Raw genomic sequence first — 16,848 nt, 5'->3', positions numbered from 1 at the left:
GGGCGGCGTCAGCGCGGCGCGGCGGCCGCGGCGCGTTCCATGGCGATCAGCGCGTCGACCACGCGCATGCGGTCTTCCAGGCGGGGCGCACGCACCACGTACTTGCCGTTGACCACCAGCGTCGGCGTGCCGCTGACGCGGTTGGCGATCATGAAGGCCTTGGAACGGGCGATGCGGTCGGCCACGTCCTTCGATTGCATGAGCGCCGTCATCTTCGCGGCATTCAGACCGTGCTGCCCGAACCAGGTTCCCACTTCGGCGACGCTGGCGTTGCTGCGCGGCAGCGTCCCGTCCTCGTGGATGGCGTCGAACAGCGCCTGGTGCAGCTTCGGCACGGCCTTGGCGCTGTCGGCGGCGAAGAAGGCCTTGGCGTAGGTGTCGTCGGGATCGAAGCCGGCGGGCACGTAGACGAAGTCGACGTCGGCGGGCTTGGTGCGCTTCCATGCGTCCACCATCGGCTGGAAGTGGGCGCAGTGCGGGCACCAGTAGGCGAAGACCTCGGCCACCTCGATGCGGCCGTCGGGCGCGCGCTGCCAGCGCTGCCCCTGCTCCAGCACCTCGTAGTCGACACCCGCCTTCGGCGGCCCGGCCGGCGCCTGGGCGCAGGCGGTCAGGGGAAGGATCAACAGCAGCAACCAGGCGAAGAAACGCGGCATGGACGGCATCCTGCGGGTGGAAATGCGATGGAGAGTCTGGACTGGAGCGTCTGGAAACGCGAACGCCGGCCCGGATGCTCCCCGTGCCGGCGTTCCTGTGCGAGCGTGCCCGTGCGGGCAGCGCGACCGGGCATCGCCCGGCGGCTCAGCCGCCCTGCTTCGCGCCGGCGGCCTCGGCGGCGCGCGGGTGCAGGCCCTGCATGTAGCTGGACAGCGCCTGGATTTCCTCGTCGGTCAGCGGCGCGGCCACGGTGGCCATGATGTTGTACAGCGCCTTGTCCTGCACGGTGGTCTCGCCGCTGCGGTATTCCTGCAGCCGGCGGGTGGTGTACCAGCCCTGCTGGCCGCCGACGTGCGGGTAGGCCGGGCCCGGATTGCCGGCGCCGGTCGGGCCATGGCAGGCCGTGCAGGCCGGGATGCCGCGGGCGGCGTCGCCGCCGCGGTAGAGCTTCTGGCCGACCTCGAAGAACTTCATGCCCTTGTAGGGGCTCTTGGGATCGGTGATCGCGGTGTCGTCGGCGATGCCGGCGCCCGAGACCTGGGTGGCGAAGTAGGCGCCGATGTCGCGCATGTCCTGCGCGCTGAGCGCGGCGGCGAACGGCTGCATGATCGGGTTCACGCGCTGGCCGCTCTTGAACAGGGTCAGCTGGTTCGCGATGTAGCGCTCGCTCTGGCCGGCGAGGCGCGGGTAGAGGTCGGCGTTGGTCGAGTTGCCGTCCAGGCCGTGGCAGGCGGCGCAGGCGCCGGCCTTGGTGGCCCCGGCCTGCGGATCACCGCCCTTGGCCTTGGCCAGCTCGGCCGCCGCAGCCGCGGCGTCCAGCGGCGCGGTCTGGACCGGCGCGGCATCGGGCGCGGGGGTGACGGTGGTCTGGGCGAGGACGGCCGCCGCCACCGCGAAGACCGCGAGACCGGCGAGACCGAAGGCACGGGCGTGACGCATGCTCAACACTCCAAGGGACGGGGCGCGTGACCGGCGGATGCCGGCGGCGGGCCGAAACCGTGAAATTATCGTCGCGCCGCCGGGGTGGGTCAAACCGGCCCGATCGCCGGCCGTGCGATCCTATGCCGATGGCCATGCCCCCGAACCCCTTCGCCCGCGCCGATTACCGGCTCGCGGCGCACACGCCCCGCCAGTTGCCGCCCGACCAGGGCGCCGAAGTCGCCTTCGCCGGCCGCTCCAACGCCGGGAAATCCAGCGCGCTCAACGCCCTGTGCCAGCAGAACGCGCTCGCCCGCGTCTCCAAGACGCCCGGCCGGACGCAGCAGCTGGTCTATTTCGGGCTGCCGCCGCACGAGGGCCGCTACCTCGTCGACCTGCCCGGCTACGGCTACGCCAAGGTCCCGAAGGACCTCCAGGCCCACTGGCAGGCCTTCATCGACCAGTACTTCCGCACCCGCCAGGCGCTGAAGGGCCTGGTGGTGGTGATGGACATCCGCCATCCGCTGAAGGATTACGACCGGCAGATCATCGGCTTCGCGGTCGAGAACGGCCTGCCCGTCCACGCCCTGCTGACCAAGGCCGACAAACTCGGCCGCGGCGCCGCCGGCAACACCCTGCTCGCCGTCCGCCGCGACCTCGCCGCCGCCTTCGGCGACACCGTCAGCGCGCAGACCTACTCGGCCGAATCGAAGGCCGGCGTGGAGGAACTGCGGGCGCTGGTGGCGGGGTGGCTGGGGCTCTGATCCGGCGCCGGTCGTCCCCGCCCCGGATCGGCGCGGCATCCTTCCACGGTGCCTGCGGCATCGATTGCCGAAAGGCGATTGCGCACGCGATGGAACCGCCGAGGATCGACATCGGCATGGACAGCGTGTCCTGCCTGCGTGTCGAGGAGATCACCGTGCACCACATGCGGTGCACGACATGCTGCCCAGTCGAAGGGTTCGATCGCCGGTTACCTGGCGGATCGCGCAGAGGCGGAAGCCGGCGCCTTGCCGTTGATTCCACTGTCCGTGAAGCGGCACGACCACACGGTGCGATCGATCGCCACCACCTGCCTTCCGCGATGCAGGCATCGCCGCCGCAGGGCGCACCTGCAGATCTGGCCGCCACGGCGGACACGCAGGCCGCGGGCGACCGTCGATCCGTGGGCCGTTGCAGGCCTCCTACCACCGCTTTCGCCGTTGGCCGTGGACGGGCGCGACTCAAGGGGAGCGCGCCCGACACAGAGGAGAAACACAATGGCAAGCGCATGGATCCGTACGATCACCAACTCGACGCCGCTGACGATCCGGTTCACGCAATCCGATCCGATGATGCATCCCGTCATCGAACAGAGCCACAACGTCAGGATCGTCGAGCAGAACGTCCAGAATCCGCAGGGGGGTGTGCAGGTGCAGAGCGGGCAGACGATCGAAGTCGCGCCCGGGGGATCGCTGACCGCGTCGTGGTTCGCGATCCCGTGGCAGGGCTACGGCCAACTGGTCGTCGAAGGCAACGGCAAGCGCGTGGTGTTCACCACGGGGCCGAAGAACGGCAGCGACTACCTGATCGTCAACGGCGTGTACCGCGATGACCTGCGGATCGGCGCCCAGCACGGCTGGCAGAATCTCGAGATGGGCGTGAACATCAACGATTCCGGCGAACCGGTGTTCGTGCCGGGCAACCTGCTGGACTTCGGCCTGTTGCAGAAGGCGCTATGGGAACTGGGTAAATGGCTGATCAGCCATTTCCTGGGACAGAGCGCGCAGACGGCACAGACCGCGCGATTCGCGCAGGAGATGGAGGAGGCCGAACGGGCGCAGGACGCGGACACGCCCACCGGCTGAAGCGACATCGCGGGGCGGGTTGCGCCCGTCCCGCGCCGGAACAGGCCGTCAGGCGCGCGAGCTATCCCGCCGTGCGCAACCTCGGATCCATCCACGCCCGCAGCGCATCCACCAGCGCGTTGATCAGCACGATCAGCGCGCCGACCACCAGCACCACGCCGAGCACCAGCGTGTAGTCGCGATTGAGCGCGCCCTGCACGAAAAACCGGCCCATGCCCGGAATGCCGAACACCTGCTCCACCACCGCCGAGCCGGTGACGATGTTGATCAGCGCCGGCGATAGCCACGCGACCACGGGTAGCAGCGCGGGTCGCAGGGCATGGGCGAACAGCAGGCGCGCTTCGGACAGGCCGCGGGCGCGGGCGGCGGCGAGGTATTCGGCACCGAGCACGTCGAGCATCGACGCGCGGGTCAGGCGCGCGCAGAAGGCGAGATTCGGCAGCGCCAGCGCGATCACCGGCAGCACGAGGTTACCGGGCTCGCCCCAGCCGCCGGCCGGCAGCCAGTGCAGCGTCACCGCGAACAGCAGCACCAGCAGCGGCGCGACGACGTACTTCGGCACCGCCAGGCCGAGGCCCGCGACCAGCATCAGCCCGCGATCCAGCCACGACCCCGCGCGCAGCGCCGCCCACGTGCCGAGCGGAATCCCCAGCGCCAGCGCCAGCAGCAGCGCCAGCGCGCCGTTGAGCGCGGACACCGGCAGCGCCTGACCGACGAGCTGGTTGACGGTGTAGTCGGGATACTGGAACGATGGCCCGAGGTCGCCGTGCAGCACGTCGCCCAGCCACGCGCCGTACTGCGCGACCAGCGGGCGGTCCAGCCGGTAGCGCGCGGCCAGTGCGGCCTGCACTTCCGGCGGCGCGGCCTTCTCGCTGTCGAACGGGCCGCCGGGCGCGGCGCGCAGCAGCACGAAGCACAGCGTGGCCAGCAGCCACAGCGTCAGCAGCGCCTCGGCCGCACGCGCGCCGAAACGGCGGAATGCGGCTGGCGTCATCCGACCTGGACGTGGAACAGGCGGCCGATCAGCGCTGCGGCGCCCATCGCCGCCACGCCCCAGAACGCCACGCGCGCGGCACCGCGCGGGATCGACGCCCCACCCACCCAGGCGGCCAGCGCGCCGGAAGCGAGCAGCGCGACCAGCGTGGTGATCGCGGTCACCAGCTCGATGCGGCCGACCGGGGCCAGCACCACCGCCAGGATCGGCAGCAGCGCACCGACGGCGAACGCCGCGGCCGAGGCCATCGCCGCCTGCAGCGGCCGCGCGCGCAGCGCTTCGGTGATGCCGAGCTCGTCGCGCAGGTGCGCGCCCAGCGCATCGTGCGCGGTCAGCTGCTTCGCCACCTGCGCGGCGAGGTCGGGCGTCAGGCCGCGACCGATGTAGATGTGGGTCAGCTCCTGCAACTCGTGATCCGGTTCTTCGGCGAGTTCGCGGGTTTCCTTGGCGATGTCCGCGGTCTCGGTGTCGGCCTGCGACTGCACCGACACGTATTCGCCCGCGGCCATCGACATCGCGCCGGCGACGATGCCGGCGATGCCGCTGCCGAGTACGGTGCCGGCACTGGCGCCGGTGGCGGCCACGCCGACCACGAGCCCGGCGATCGAGATGATGCCGTCGTTCGCGCCCAGCACCGCGGCGCGCAGCCAGCCGACGTGCTCGGTGCGATGGGTTTCCAGATGACTGCGACGCATCGCGTTCTCCCGTGTCACGGTTCAGGCGGCGCGCGCCGCGATCCGCGCAGTGTACTGCGGGGCCCCGGGCGGCCACCGGTGCCGATTCTCATTTGCGTGTCTCATTCGGGCGTCGTGCCCGATCGCAGCGACAGCCAGCGCGATGCGTGCCGGTCCAGCGCGTTCGGCGCATAGCCGGCCACGCGCGGCGCGACCAGGTGCTTGGAGGTGTAGAAGTACAGCGGCACCACCGCGTTCGCGTTCAGGAGCCGCAGCTCGGCGGCGTGCAGCCACGCGTTGCGGGCGGCCTCGCTGCGCGCGGCATCGGCCTTCGCGATCAGGTCGCGGTAATGCGCGTCGTCGTAGCCCGGCCAGTTCAGCGGGCCGTCTCCGGAAAAGCCGACCAGGAAGTTGCGCGCATCGGCGACGTCGCCGATCCAGCCGCCGCGGAAGGCCTGGGTGATCGCGCGCTGGCGCCGGTTCTGCACGAAGACCTTCCATTCCTCGTTGCGCAGACGCACGTGCACGCCGAGGGTGTCGCGCCACATCGCCGCGACCGCGAGCGCCAGCCGGCGATGCGGCGTCGAGGTGTTGTAGCGCAGCTCCAGCGTCAGCGGGTTGCGTTCCGAATACCCGGCGGCGCGATACAGCGCCTTCGCGCGCGCATCGCGCCAGGCCTGCGTCCGTGCCGCCCACGGCAGCGCGGCCGGCGTGTAGCCGGGAATGCCCGGCGGCACGATGCCGTAGGCCGGCGTTTCGCCGAGGCCGGTGATCGAGCGCGTCAGCCGATCGCGATCCACCGCCAGCGACAGCGCTTCACGCAACGCGGGCGCGTCGCGCAGGGGCGGCTTCGTCAGGTTCAATCCCAACCAGAACGCACCGAGATACGGCGAGATCCGCAGGCGATCGCCGAAGCGCGCGCGCAACGCCGGCAACGGCTGCGGCGGCACGGTCTCGGTGATGTCGAGGTCGCCCGCGGCGAAGCGCTGCAGTTCCGCGGCGGCGTCTTCGGTGACGTGGAAACGTACCTGCGCGATGCGCACCGCGGCCGCATCGTGGAACCAGCGGTTCTTCACGACCACGAGGTTCGCCTGCGGCGTCCATGCGGTCAGTACGTATGCGCCATTGCTCACCAGATGCCCGGGGCGCGTGTGCTGCGCACCGTCGCGCGCGACCGCGGGCAGGTAGACGGGGAACGCGATCGGCAGCGTGAGCAGCGCCGGCATCGCCACCCGGCGCGTGGTGCGGATGCGCACGGTGCGCGCATCCGGCGCATCGATGCCTAGCCGCTCCGGCGGCACAGTGCCGGCCTGCACTGCCTTCGCGTCGACCACCGCATCGAACTGCTCGGCGAACGGCGCCGCGGTGTCGGGCGCGAACGCGCGGCGGAAACTCGCGACGATCTGCGGCGCATCCAGCGCCTCGCCGTTGCTCCAGCGCAGGCCGGCGCGCAGGTGGAACGTCCACGTGCGGCCGTCGGCGGCGACCTCCCAGCGCTCGGCCATGCCCGGGATCAGCCGGCCGGCCGCATCCTCGGTCACCAGCCCTTCGTACAGATCGCGCAGGATGTTGCCGCAGGCGACCTCCTGGCAACGGTGCGCATCCAGCGTGGCGGGCTCCGGTCCGTTGCCCCGCTCCAGCCGCGGCGCGGGCGCCTGCGCCCCGGCGTCGATGGAACACAGAAAAAGCAGCAGGGCGACAATGCGCATGTCGGGGACGGCTATAGTGCGGTCCTTGCGATGGTAGGGCAGTGTCCCCATTTCGCCCAACCGCTCGCTCAACCGCCATTCCCGCGCAACGGCCGGCCGCACCGCTGCCTCCGTTGCCGGTCCCCCTCATGGAAGCCCCGATGTCCAGTCCCAGCCACGTCGCCGATACGCCCATCACCGACCGCGACCAGCTGGTGGCGACCCTCGCCTCGGGCGAGAAGCCGAAGGCCGACTGGCGCATCGGCACCGAGCACGAGAAGTTCGGCTTCCGCACCGACGACCTGCACGCCCCGACCTTCGACGGCGAACGCGGCATCGAGGCACTGCTCGACGGCATGACCCGCTTCGGCTGGACGCCCGCGCCGGAGCACGGCCGCACCATCGCCCTCGTCCGCGACAGCGCTTCGGTCACGCTGGAACCAGCCGGCCAGCTCGAACTTTCCGGCGCACCGCTGGAGACCATCCACCAGACGCACGACGAGATCGCGACCCACCTCGACGAAGTGAAGGCCGTCGCCGATCCGATGGGCCTGGGCTTCCTCGGCATGGGTTTCCAGCCGAAATGGCGCCGCGACGAGATGCCGTGGATGCCGAAGGGCCGCTACAAGATCATGCGCGCCTACATGCCGAAGGTCGGCAGCCTCGGCCTGGACATGATGACCCGCACCTGCACCGTGCAGGTCAACCTCGATTACGCCAGCGAAGCGGACATGGCGAAGAAGTTCCGCGTGTCGCTGGCGCTGCAGCCGATCGCGACCGCGCTGTTCGCCGATTCGCCGTTCACCGAAGGCAAGCCGAACGGCTACCGCAGCTACCGCTCGCACATCTGGACCGACACCGACGCCGGCCGCACCGGCATGCTCGACTTCGTGTTCGAGGACGGCTTCGGCTACGAACGCTACGTCGACTACCTGCTCGACGTGCCGATGTATTTCTCGTATCGCAACGGCGAATACGTCGATGCCAGCGGCCAGAGCTTCCGCGACTTCCTCGCCGGCAAGCTGCCCGCGCTGCCCGGCGCGCTGCCGACGCTGCGCGACTGGTCCGACCACATGACCACCGCGTTCCCCGAGGTGCGGCTGAAGAAGTACCTCGAGATGCGCGGCGCCGACAGCGGCCCGCTCGATCGCCTCTGCGCGCTGCCCGCGTTCTGGGTCGGCCTGCTGTACGACGAGACCGCGCTCGACGCCGCGTGGGACCTCGTGAAGGACTTCACGCTCGCCGAACGCCACGCCCTGCGCGACGGCGTGCCGAAACACGCGCTCGCCCTGCCCTTCCGCAACGGCACCGCGCGCGACCTCGCCCGCGAAGCGGTGAAGATCGCCGCCGAAGGCCTGCGTCGCCGCGACCGCCGCGACGCGCACGGCACCGACGAATCCCGCTACCTCGACCCGATCGCCGCCATCGCCGAGAGCGGCGAGACCGCCGCCGACCGCAAGCTCGCCCTCTACCGCGACGCCTGGGGCGGCGACATCGACCGCGTCTTCCGCGAGTTCGCGTACTGAAGGCGACTTCCGCGGTCATCCGCGGGCACGGCGATCGTCTTCATCGGAAAGGTGCGCGGGGTCGCGACTCACGTCGCTCCTACAGCGCAGACAGGCCGCTGTTCGTAGGAGCGACGTGAGTCGCGACCCGAAAGCCCATCCAACGACCCCATCACTCCCAATCGCCGTCGACGTCCCAGGCGCAATACCAGTAAGGATATGCCGGCACTCGCGCCACCAGCCCCGCGCGAACGGGATTGTCCAGCAGGTAGCGCGCGGCCTCTCGCCGGTCCTCCTCCACGCGCAGCGCACGATCGTGGTAGGCCGGCGCCCACAGCGGCGGTTCGTCGATGTCGACACGGCGGGCGACGCCGCTCGTCACCGCCTTCACACGCTGCATCAATCGCCCGAGGGATCGATCGCTCCCGAGTTCGACGAGCAGATGGGCATGATCGGGCATCAGCACCCAGCACAGGGGCACGGACTGTCCCCACAGTGCGGCGCTCTCGAGCGTCGACGCGACCGCGGACGCGATCGGCCCGGGCACGAACCGTCGCTCGCGGCCCGCGCAGACGACGGTGACGAAGTAGAGGCCACCGGGGACGGAGTGGCGTCCGCGGCGGAGTGCGCGATGCCCGGAAGGCGGGAACGGAGTGGTCATGCCGGCAATGTGGCGGAGCCGGAAGCGCCGTCGGTATCGGAAAGGGCCGCCTTGTGGCCTCGGAAATTTCCTATCGCACGCGGGGTCGCGACTCACGTCGCTCCTACAAAGCAGACAGGCCCGCTGTTCGTAGGAGCGACGTGAGTCGCGACCCGGAAGCCCGTCCGGCACGCGACCGGTGCTTCCGGCACCTGCACCGCCTGCACACGAATACATCGCCGGGGGCACCCGGGTTTGTGTACCCTCGGAGGTTCGCACCCCCACTGCGAGCCCCACGATGCGCGTCCGCGAGACTCTCGAATTCGCCGAGACCGATACCCTGCTGCGCGACGACGTGCGGCGGCTGGGTGCCATGGTCGGCGAGATGCTGGCCGAGCAGGTGTCGGCCGAACTCCTGGAACAGGTCGAATCGGTGCGCCGCGCCGCGATCGCCCGCCGCGAGCGCGGCGAAGGCGTGGACGAACTGGCCGACCGCCTCGCCGCGGTGCCGCTGGCCGATGCCGCGGCGCTGGTCCGCGCGTTCACCGCCTACTTCGGCGCGGTCAACCTGGCCGAGCGCGTGCACCGCATCCGCCGCCGCCGCGATTACCAGCGGCGTACCGACGATCCGCAGCCCGGCGGCCTGACCGCGGTGCTGGCGTCGCTGCGCGATGACGGGGTCACCCTCGACGAGTTGAAGGCGCTGCTGCCGCGGCTGCGGATCGAGCCGGTGTTCACCGCGCATCCGACCGAGGCGATGCGCCGCGCGCTGCTGCTGAAGGAACGCACGATCGTCGAACGCCTGATCGTCGACATCGACCGCCAGCGCACGCCGGCCGAACGCGGCGCGGACACCGCGCGCATCCGCCAGGCACTGACCGCGACCTGGCAGACCGCCGACGCGCCGCCACAGCGGCCCACGGTGTCGGATGAAGTCGACCACATCGGGTTCTACCTGCATTCGGTGCTGTTCCGCGCGCTGCCGGTGTTCTACGAAGCCTTCGGCGAAGCGGTCGAGACCGTGTACGGCGCATCCATCGACCTGCCGCCGCTGTTGCGCTTCGGCACGTGGGTCGGCGGCGACATGGACGGCAATCCGAACGTCGGCGCCGACACCATCCGCGCGGCGCTGGCGGCGCAGCGCACCAGCGTGCTCAACAACTACCGCAACGACCTGCACGCGCTGGGCGAGATCCTGACCCAGAGCCGCGGCCGCATCGGCGTGGACGACGCGATCGAAGCGCGCATCGCCGAGTACACGGCACTGCTGCCCGAGGTCGCGGCGCGGCTGAGCCCGCGGCTCACCGACATGCCGTACCGGCAGCTGATCAACCTGATGCGCGGGCGGCTGGCCGCGGCGCAGTCGGGCGGCGCGGGCGCCTACGCGGGCGCCGACGAACTCATCGCCGATCTCCAGGCGATCGACGCCAGCCTGCGCCATCATCGCGGCGAGCACGCCGGCCGCTTCGCGCTGCAGCGCGTGCTGTGGCGCGTGCGCACGTTCGGCTTCCACCTCGCCACGCTCGACCTGCGCCAGGATTCCGGCACGCACGACGCCGCACTGGCGGCGCTGCTGCATGACGATACCTGGGCTGCGCGACCCGTCGCCGAACGCGTCGATCGCCTGCACGCGCTGATCGACGATGCGACCGCCGCCAATGCGGACGCAGCCGGCGCGCAATCGACGCTTGCCGTGATGCGCGCGGTACGCGAGCTGCGCGTCAGCCACGGCGCGCATGCGTTCGGGCCCTACATCATCAGCATGAGCCGCAGCGCCGCCGACGCGCTCGCCGTGCTGGCGCTGGCGCGCGTCGCCGGCTGCGTCGAGGACGGCCAGGTGCCGCTCGACGTCGCGCCGCTGTTCGAGACCATCGACGACCTGCGCGCCGCGCCCGAAGTGATGCGCGCGCTGTTCGACGATCCGGTGTATCGCCGCCATCTCGACGCCCGCGGCGGGCAGCAGACGGTGATGCTCGGCTATTCCGACAGCGCGAAGGACGGCGGCCTGCTGGCGTCGCGCTGGTCGCTGCAACGCACGCAGGTGGAACTGCTGGAACTCTCGCAGCAGGCCGGCGTGCGCATCGTGTTCTTCCACGGTCGCGGCGGTTCGGTCAGTCGCGGCGGCGGCAAGACCGAACGCGCGATCATCGCCGCGCCGCGCGGCACGGTCGACGGCGTGCTGCGCGTGACCGAGCAGGGCGAGGTGATCCACCGCAAATACGGCATCCGCGCGCTGGCGCTGCGCAACCTCGAACAGGCGACCGGCGCGGTGCTGCGCGCCAGCCTGCGCCCGCGTCCGCCCGAGCCGCGCGAGGACCGCTGGCGCGCGATCGCGGCCGAGCTCGCGCAGGTGTCGCGCGCGCACTACCGCGCACTCGTGCACGAGCGCGACGATTTCCCGGCGTACTTCCGCGCGGCGACGCCGATCGACGTGATCGAACGCCTGCGCCTGGGCTCGCGGCCGTCGAAGCGGCGCGAGGGCGGCATCGAGGCGCTGCGCGCGATCCCGTGGGTGTTCGCGTGGTCGCAGAACCGCAGCGGCCTGACCGGCTGGTACGGCGTCGGCACCGCGCTGGCCCGCGGCATCGAGACACACGGTCGCGACGCGCTGGCCGACATGGCCCGCGACTGGCCGTTCTTCGCGGCGATGCTGGACGACATCGAGATGCTGCTGGCGAAATCCGACCTCGCCATCTTCGAACGCTACTCGCATCTCGCCGGGGCGCAACACGACGCCTTCTTCCCCGGCATCGCCGAGGAGTTCGAGCGCACCGTCGACACGCTGCTGGCGCTGCGCGATCGCACGCAGCTGCTGCAGGACGACTACCGCCTGCGCCTGTCGATCCGCCTGCGCAATCCCTACGTCGATCCGATCAGCCTGCTGCAGGTGGAACTGCTGCGCCGCTGGCGCGACGCCGGCCGCGAGGAGGGGCCGCTGCTCGAAGCGCTGGTGACGACGATCAACGGCATCGCCGCGGGCATCCAGAACACGGGTTGAGGGGCGGAATCCCTACCTGACCTTCGGACCATTGGCCGCTCGCCTGGCACGGTGCGAGACTCCGGCGATGCGCCGACCCGCCGCCGCCCTGCTCTGCCTCGCCCTCGCGTCCGCGGCGTACGCCGCGCACGCCGCCGAAGGCCGCGTCGAGATCGCCTTCGTCGGCGACATCATGGTCGCGGAGACGCCGGGCGAACTCATCGCCCGCGGCGTCGACCCGTTCGCGCCGACGGCCGCCTGGCTCAAGCGCGCGGACCTGCGCGTGGGCAATCTCGAATGCGTGGTCGCCACCGGCGGCACCGCGCTCGACAAGCCCTACACCTTCCGCGCCGATCCGCGCACGCTGCCCGTGCTCGCCCGGCACTTCGACGGCTTCACCGTCGCGAACAACCACTCCGGCGATTTCGGCGATGCCGCGTTCGCCGAGCAGCTGGCGCTGATGCGCAACGCCGGCATGCCCTGGTTCGGCGGCGGCGACGATCTCGAAGCCGCGCACCGGCCGTGGATCGTCGAGCGCAACGGCCTGCGCATCGCGTTCCTGGGTTACGTCGAATTCAAGCCGCGGTCGTTCGAGGCCGGCGTCGGCCGTCCCGGCGTCGCGTGGAGCGGCGAGGACGAGCAGGTACTCGCGGACATCGTCGCCGCACGCACGCAGTACCACGCCGACCTCGTGATCCCGTTCCTGCACTGGGGCTGGGAAGAGGAAGGCACGCCGAGCGCACGCCAGCGCGCGTTCGCCCGGGCGATGCTCGACGCCGGCGCGGACATCGTCGTCGGCGCGCATCCGCACGTGACGCAGGGCGCGGACATCCACGACGGCAAGCCGATCGTCTACAGCCTCGGCAATTTCCTGTTCAACGGCTTCGACACCGAAGCCACGCGCACCGGCTGGACGCTGGAGGCGACGCTGGACGCGCACGGCGTGGCCGCATGGCGCACGCGCGTGGTGCGGCTGGACGACGACGGCGTGCCGCATCCCGATCCCGCCGCCGAAAGCCCCTGCGGCCGTCGCGGCGACACGCAACCGAGGCTGTGCCATGGCCCGTGATCGCCTGCTGCCCGCACTCGGCGCGACGCTGCTGCTCGCCTGCGCGCCGCTCGCGCATGCCGACAGCGTGCGCTGCCACATCGTCTACGGCGGCGAGGACTTCACCGTCGACGCCGCGCCCACCACCACGCCCTATCACGTGGCCGGGCAGAAGATCGGCCGCTATTTCGAATTCCGCGCGGTGTACGTGGCCGCGCCCGAGCGCGACGCCGCGATCAATCTCTACGTCTCCGGCGTCGTCACCGGCGATGCGGTGCCGATCCACCAGGCCAAGCACCGGCCGCCGTTCATCACCGGCAGCTCGCGCTACGGCTTCACCGGCCTGAATTTCGTCTACGAGCCCACCAAGGGCAGCGAACTGCAGTACTGGTGCGAGCGCTTGCCCTGAGGCACCGACGCGACGCGGGAGACACGGGACGCGACCGCAGCGCGACCGACGTCCCGTGCATGACGCATCAGAGGATGTTGAGCGTGTCGCTCATCGTGTTCCACGGCGAGTTGATCGACGTGCTCTGGTAGTAGAACGTGCCGCCCTGGTAGCCGTCGACGTTCCAGTAGCGGGTGTAGCCGACGATGGTCTGGCCGGCGGTGCACGGCGTCAGGAAGTTGTTGCTGCAGAACGGCATCGTGGAGTAGTTGGCGCTGGACGGCAGGATGGTGCCGTTGATCTTGGCGATGCCGTTGGTGCCGTAGCCGACTTCGACCGTCAGCACGCGCAGCTGGGCGCCGCCGTGGTTCTGCAGGGTCGAGAACTGGTTGTCGGGAATCGCTTCCCAGCCGATGTTCGACGAACCGACGTAGCGGATCTGGACGTATGACAGCGGCGGTGCGGGCGCGGCGGCGACGGTGGCGGCGCTCATCAGGGCGACGGCGGCGAGAGCGAGCAATGCTTTCTTCATGACGATCTTCCTTGAATGTGGGTGGATGTCGCACGCAAGCGAACGGCACACAGCGCATTCCCTTGCGCTCGGCCCCGACGGGACCGGCATGCAGCGTCGCAAGCCGTGCACAAGCCGTCAAGGCAATCGGCACCGATGCCTGCCCATCAAGAGGAACGGAACGTTGGAAGTGAGACGGACCCGCCAGGTCGAGCCTCGATCGCCACGCGTCCGCTGCAGCTTCATCGCGAAGCGCGACGCCTGCGAATCGATCATCGCCAGCGAACAATCGGGCGAATGCGATTGCCGGCCTCGATGCGTCGACGTCCGGCACGGGACACGGGACGCGACCGCGGCGCGATCGACGTCCCGTGCGCGGCGCATCAGAGGATGTTGAGCGTGTCGCTCATCGTGTTGAACGGCGAGTTGATCGACGTGGTCTGGTAGGAGAACGTGCCGCCCTGGTAGCCATCGACGTTCCAGTAGCGCGAGTAGCCGACGATGGTCTGGCCGGGGCTGCATGGGGTCAGGAAGTTGTTGCCACAAAAAGCGATCGTCTGGTAGTTCGCCGTGGACGGCAGCGTCACGCCGTTGATCTTCGCGATGCGGACGGTGCCGTAGCCGACTTCCACCGTGAGCACGCGCAGCTGCGCGCCGCCGTGGTCCAGCGTGGTCGAGAACTGGCCGTCGGCGATCGGCTCCCAGCCCTGGTTCGACGAACCGACGTAGCGGATCTGGACGTACGACAGCGGCGGCGCGGGCGCGGCGGCGACGGTGGCGGCGGTCATCATCGCGAGGCCGGCCAGGGCCAGCATGGCGTGCTTCTTCATGGCGTGCTTCTTCATGGAAACCCTCCTTGGGTCTTGTGGATGTCGCAAGGGCAGGCGCGTCATGCGGCGCGCCTGCTCCGCAAGGCCCCGACGGGACCGCGCGCAGCGTCGCAGTCGCCGGCCGCGGACGTCATCCCGCAGATGGGGGATGCAGCGCCGCGCGCGCTCAGCAGATCCAGAAGCCGCCCGGCAGCAGGAAGACCGCGGCCAGCGCGGGCACGTCGAGCAGGCAGGACCACACGTAGCCGATCGATGCCCAGCGGAGTGCGCGCTTCCATTGCCATTCGGGCCGTTCGTGGAACCGCTCCAGCAGCAGCAACCACTCGGCGAGCCGGACCGGCAGCAGCAGGACATAGAACCCCGGCGACGCGGGGATCACATGCACGTGCGCCGCCAGCCGCATCACGCCCATGCCCGCCACCAGGCCGATGACGGTCCGCACCAGGCCGACGCGCCAGGGTGCGGCCGTCGACCCGGGATAGTGGCGGCGCAGCACGGCCGCCATCGCGGTGTAGCCCGCGAACTTGATGCTGCAGAAGTACAGCAGGCCCAGCGCATCGCCACCCATCGCCATGGCGTGTGTCCCCGGTCGGATCGATGCGCGGAGCGTGCGCACCGGCGATCGGCCGCGACAAGCGCGGATCGGCCCGGTTGCGCGGGGGTGTCTCGCGGGTATCGCCACGGGCGCCCGCCATGGACGCGGCCCCGGGAATCCGTATACTCCCCCCCACTATGCCCCACAGCCCCGCCGAGAAGAAGAAGGCCCTCGCCCGCCTGCGCCGCATCCAGGGGCAGGCGGAGGCGCTGTCGCGCGCGATCGAGGCCGGCAGCGACTGCGGCGCGGTGCTGCAGCAGCTGGCGGCGATCCGCGGCGCGGTGAACGGGCTGATGGCCGAAGTCCTCGAAAGCCATCTGCGCGAGGAGTTCGGCGACGTCGCCGCCCGCAGCGCGGCGAAAGAACGCAGCGTCCAGCAGACCATCGCGCTGGTCCGTTCCTATCTGAAATGACCCACTCCCAGGAGCCCGCCATGAAATCCCGCGCCGCCGTCGCCTTCGGTCCCGGACAACCGCTCAAGATCGTCGAGATCGACGTCGCCCCGCCGCAGAAGGGCGAAGTGCTGGTGAAGATCACCCACACCGGCGTGTGCCACACCGATGCCTTCACGCTGAGCGGCGACGACCCGGAAGGCCTGTTCCCCTGCGTGCTGGGCCACGAGGGCGCGGGCGTGGTGATCGAAGCCGGCGAAGGCGTCACCAGCGTGAAGCCGGGCGACCACGTGATCCCGCTGTACACCGCCGAATGCGGCGAATGCCTGTTCTGCAAGAGCGGCAAGACCAACCTGTGCGTGTCGGTGCGCGCCACCCAGGGCAAGGGCGTGATGCCCGACGGCACCTCGCGCTTCTCGTACGAAGGCCAGCCGGTCTACCACTACATGGGCTGCTCGACCTTCAGCGAGTACACGGTGGTCGCCGAAGTGTCGCTGGCAAAGATCAACCCCGAGGCCAACCACGAGCACGTGTGCCTGCTCGGCTGCGGCGTGACCACCGGGATAGGCGCCGTGCACAACACCGCGAAGGTGCAGGCCGGCGACAGCGTGGCGGTGTTCGGGCTCGGCGGCATCGGCCTGGCGGTGATCCAGGGCGCGCGCCAGGCGCAGGCCGGCCGCATCATCGCCATCGACACCAATCCGTCGAAGTTCCCATTGGCGCAGCAGATGGGCGCCACCGACTGCGTCAACCCGAAGGACCACGACAAGCCGATCCAGCAGGTGATCGTGGAGATGACCGGCTGGGGCGTGGACCACAGCTTCGAGTGCATCGGCAACGTCAACGTCATGCGCGCGGCGCTGGAATGCGCCCATCGCGGCTGGGGCCAGTCGGTGATCATCGGCGTCGCCGGCGCCGGGCAGGAGATCTCGACCCGCCCGTTCCAGCTGGTGACTGGCCGGACCTGGAAGGGAACTGCGTTCGGGGGTGTGAAGGGGCGTTCGCAGCTGCCGGGGATGGTGGAACAGGCGATGCGGGGCGAGATCGATCTCGACCCGTTCGTGACCCACACCCTGCCGCTCGACCGGATCAACGAGGCCTTCGACCTGATGCACGAAGGCAAGTCGATCCGCACGGTGATCCATTACTGACCTTTCGCGGCGGGGGGCCGCGCGGCGCGCGTC

17 protein-coding genes are annotated in these 16,848 nt (G+C 70.4%); 8 read left to right on the top strand and 9 right to left on the bottom strand.

The window, feature by feature from the left end:
* Window positions 1-8 precede the first annotated feature (8 nt).
* Window positions 9-656 (bottom strand): thiol:disulfide interchange protein DsbA/DsbL, encoded by a 648-nt coding sequence (locus ACT53Q_RS14705; RefSeq protein ID WP_476187401.1) that lies wholly within the window; start codon window positions 654-656, stop codon window positions 9-11.
* A gap of 145 nt (window positions 657-801) precedes the next feature.
* Window positions 802-1,596, bottom strand: a complete 795-nt coding sequence (locus ACT53Q_RS14700; protein WP_476187400.1) for a c-type cytochrome — start codon at window positions 1,594-1,596, stop codon at window positions 802-804.
* A 134-nt stretch (window positions 1,597-1,730) separates the two neighbouring features.
* Here ACT53Q_RS14700 and yihA point away from each other — a divergent pair, with 134 nt between their 5' ends.
* Together yihA and ACT53Q_RS14690 are read left to right on the top strand one after the other, a co-directional pair.
* Window positions 1,731-2,339, top strand: coding sequence for a ribosome biogenesis GTP-binding protein YihA/YsxC (gene yihA, locus ACT53Q_RS14695; protein ID WP_476187399.1), 609 nt, complete (start codon window positions 1,731-1,733; stop codon window positions 2,337-2,339).
* A 495-nt stretch (window positions 2,340-2,834) separates the two neighbouring features.
* Window positions 2,835-3,422 (top strand): hypothetical protein, encoded by a 588-nt coding sequence (locus ACT53Q_RS14690; RefSeq protein WP_476187398.1) that lies wholly within the window; start codon window positions 2,835-2,837, stop codon window positions 3,420-3,422.
* 61 nt (window positions 3,423-3,483) lie between these two features.
* Here the strand turns inward: ACT53Q_RS14690 and ACT53Q_RS14685 are convergent, their stop codons facing one another.
* The 3 genes from ACT53Q_RS14685 to ACT53Q_RS14675 all read right to left on the bottom strand — a co-directional run bounded on the left by ACT53Q_RS14685 (window position 3,484) and on the right by ACT53Q_RS14675 (window position 6,799).
* Entirely contained in the window at window positions 3,484-4,416 is a 933-nt protein-coding gene (locus ACT53Q_RS14685; protein WP_476187397.1) for an ABC transporter permease subunit, read from the bottom strand.
* On the bottom strand, window positions 4,413-5,111 hold the full coding sequence (locus ACT53Q_RS14680; protein ID WP_476187396.1) for a VIT1/CCC1 transporter family protein: 699 nt from the start codon (window positions 5,109-5,111) through the stop codon (window positions 4,413-4,415). The genes ACT53Q_RS14685 and ACT53Q_RS14680 overlap by 4 nt, the downstream gene beginning before the upstream one ends.
* A 101-nt stretch (window positions 5,112-5,212) precedes the next feature.
* Window positions 5,213-6,799, bottom strand: a complete 1,587-nt coding sequence (locus ACT53Q_RS14675) for a peptide ABC transporter substrate-binding protein (RefSeq protein WP_476187395.1) — start codon at window positions 6,797-6,799, stop codon at window positions 5,213-5,215.
* 140 nt (window positions 6,800-6,939) lie between these two features.
* Between ACT53Q_RS14675 and ACT53Q_RS14670 the strand changes: the two genes are divergently transcribed.
* Window positions 6,940-8,304 (top strand): glutamate--cysteine ligase, encoded by a 1,365-nt coding sequence (locus tag ACT53Q_RS14670; protein WP_476187394.1) that lies wholly within the window; start codon window positions 6,940-6,942, stop codon window positions 8,302-8,304.
* Between the two features lie 151 nt (window positions 8,305-8,455).
* On the opposite strand, the gene ACT53Q_RS14665 is transcribed toward ACT53Q_RS14670, so the two are convergent.
* Window positions 8,456-8,944 carry an REP-associated tyrosine transposase gene (locus ACT53Q_RS14665; RefSeq protein ID WP_476187393.1) on the bottom strand — a complete coding sequence of 163 codons (489 nt, stop codon included), beginning with the start codon at window positions 8,942-8,944 and terminating at the stop codon, window positions 8,456-8,458.
* Between the two features lie 277 nt (window positions 8,945-9,221).
* On the opposite strand from ACT53Q_RS14665, the gene ppc reads away from it, so the two are divergent.
* The 3 genes from ppc (at window position 9,222) to ACT53Q_RS14650 (ending at window position 13,357) form a co-directional block, all read left to right on the top strand.
* Window positions 9,222-11,921 (top strand): phosphoenolpyruvate carboxylase, encoded by a 2,700-nt coding sequence (ppc, locus tag ACT53Q_RS14660; protein WP_476187392.1) that lies wholly within the window; start codon window positions 9,222-9,224, stop codon window positions 11,919-11,921.
* A gap of 67 nt (window positions 11,922-11,988) precedes the next feature.
* The gene (locus tag ACT53Q_RS14655; protein ID WP_476187391.1) at window positions 11,989-12,969 is read left to right on the top strand and encodes a CapA family protein; all 981 of its coding nucleotides are present in this window, start codon (window positions 11,989-11,991) and stop codon (window positions 12,967-12,969) included.
* Window positions 12,959-13,357, top strand: a complete 399-nt coding sequence (locus tag ACT53Q_RS14650; protein WP_476187390.1) for a hypothetical protein — start codon at window positions 12,959-12,961, stop codon at window positions 13,355-13,357. Before ACT53Q_RS14655 ends, ACT53Q_RS14650 begins: the two co-directional genes overlap by 11 nt.
* A gap of 67 nt (window positions 13,358-13,424) precedes the next feature.
* On the opposite strand, the gene ACT53Q_RS14645 is transcribed toward ACT53Q_RS14650, so the two are convergent.
* From ACT53Q_RS14645 to ACT53Q_RS14635, 3 genes are all read right to left on the bottom strand, one after another.
* Complete coding sequence (locus ACT53Q_RS14645; protein WP_476187389.1) at window positions 13,425-13,868, bottom strand: DUF4879 domain-containing protein; 444 nt, start codon at window positions 13,866-13,868, stop codon at window positions 13,425-13,427.
* A 362-nt stretch (window positions 13,869-14,230) separates the two neighbouring features.
* Window positions 14,231-14,692 carry a DUF4879 domain-containing protein gene (locus ACT53Q_RS14640; RefSeq protein ID WP_476187388.1) on the bottom strand — a complete coding sequence of 154 codons (462 nt, stop codon included), beginning with the start codon at window positions 14,690-14,692 and terminating at the stop codon, window positions 14,231-14,233.
* A 151-nt stretch (window positions 14,693-14,843) separates the two neighbouring features.
* Complete coding sequence (locus ACT53Q_RS14635) at window positions 14,844-15,251, bottom strand: hypothetical protein (RefSeq protein ID WP_476187387.1); 408 nt, start codon at window positions 15,249-15,251, stop codon at window positions 14,844-14,846.
* 158 nt (window positions 15,252-15,409) lie between these two features.
* On the opposite strand from ACT53Q_RS14635, the gene frmR reads away from it, so the two are divergent.
* Both frmR and ACT53Q_RS14625 read left to right on the top strand, forming a co-directional pair.
* Window positions 15,410-15,685, top strand: coding sequence for a formaldehyde-responsive transcriptional repressor FrmR (gene frmR / locus ACT53Q_RS14630; protein ID WP_476187386.1), 276 nt, complete (start codon window positions 15,410-15,412; stop codon window positions 15,683-15,685).
* A 20-nt stretch (window positions 15,686-15,705) separates the two neighbouring features.
* A complete protein-coding gene (locus ACT53Q_RS14625) occupies window positions 15,706-16,815 on the top strand; it encodes an S-(hydroxymethyl)glutathione dehydrogenase/class III alcohol dehydrogenase (protein WP_476187385.1) in 1,110 nt (369 codons plus the stop codon).
* Window positions 16,816-16,848 lie beyond the last annotated feature (33 nt).

It is taken from the genome of Lysobacter sp. DMC97 (assembly GCF_056313745.1).
The sequence above is the reverse complement of the archived record's forward strand: the minus strand, read 5'-3'. Positions and strand labels throughout refer to the sequence as shown.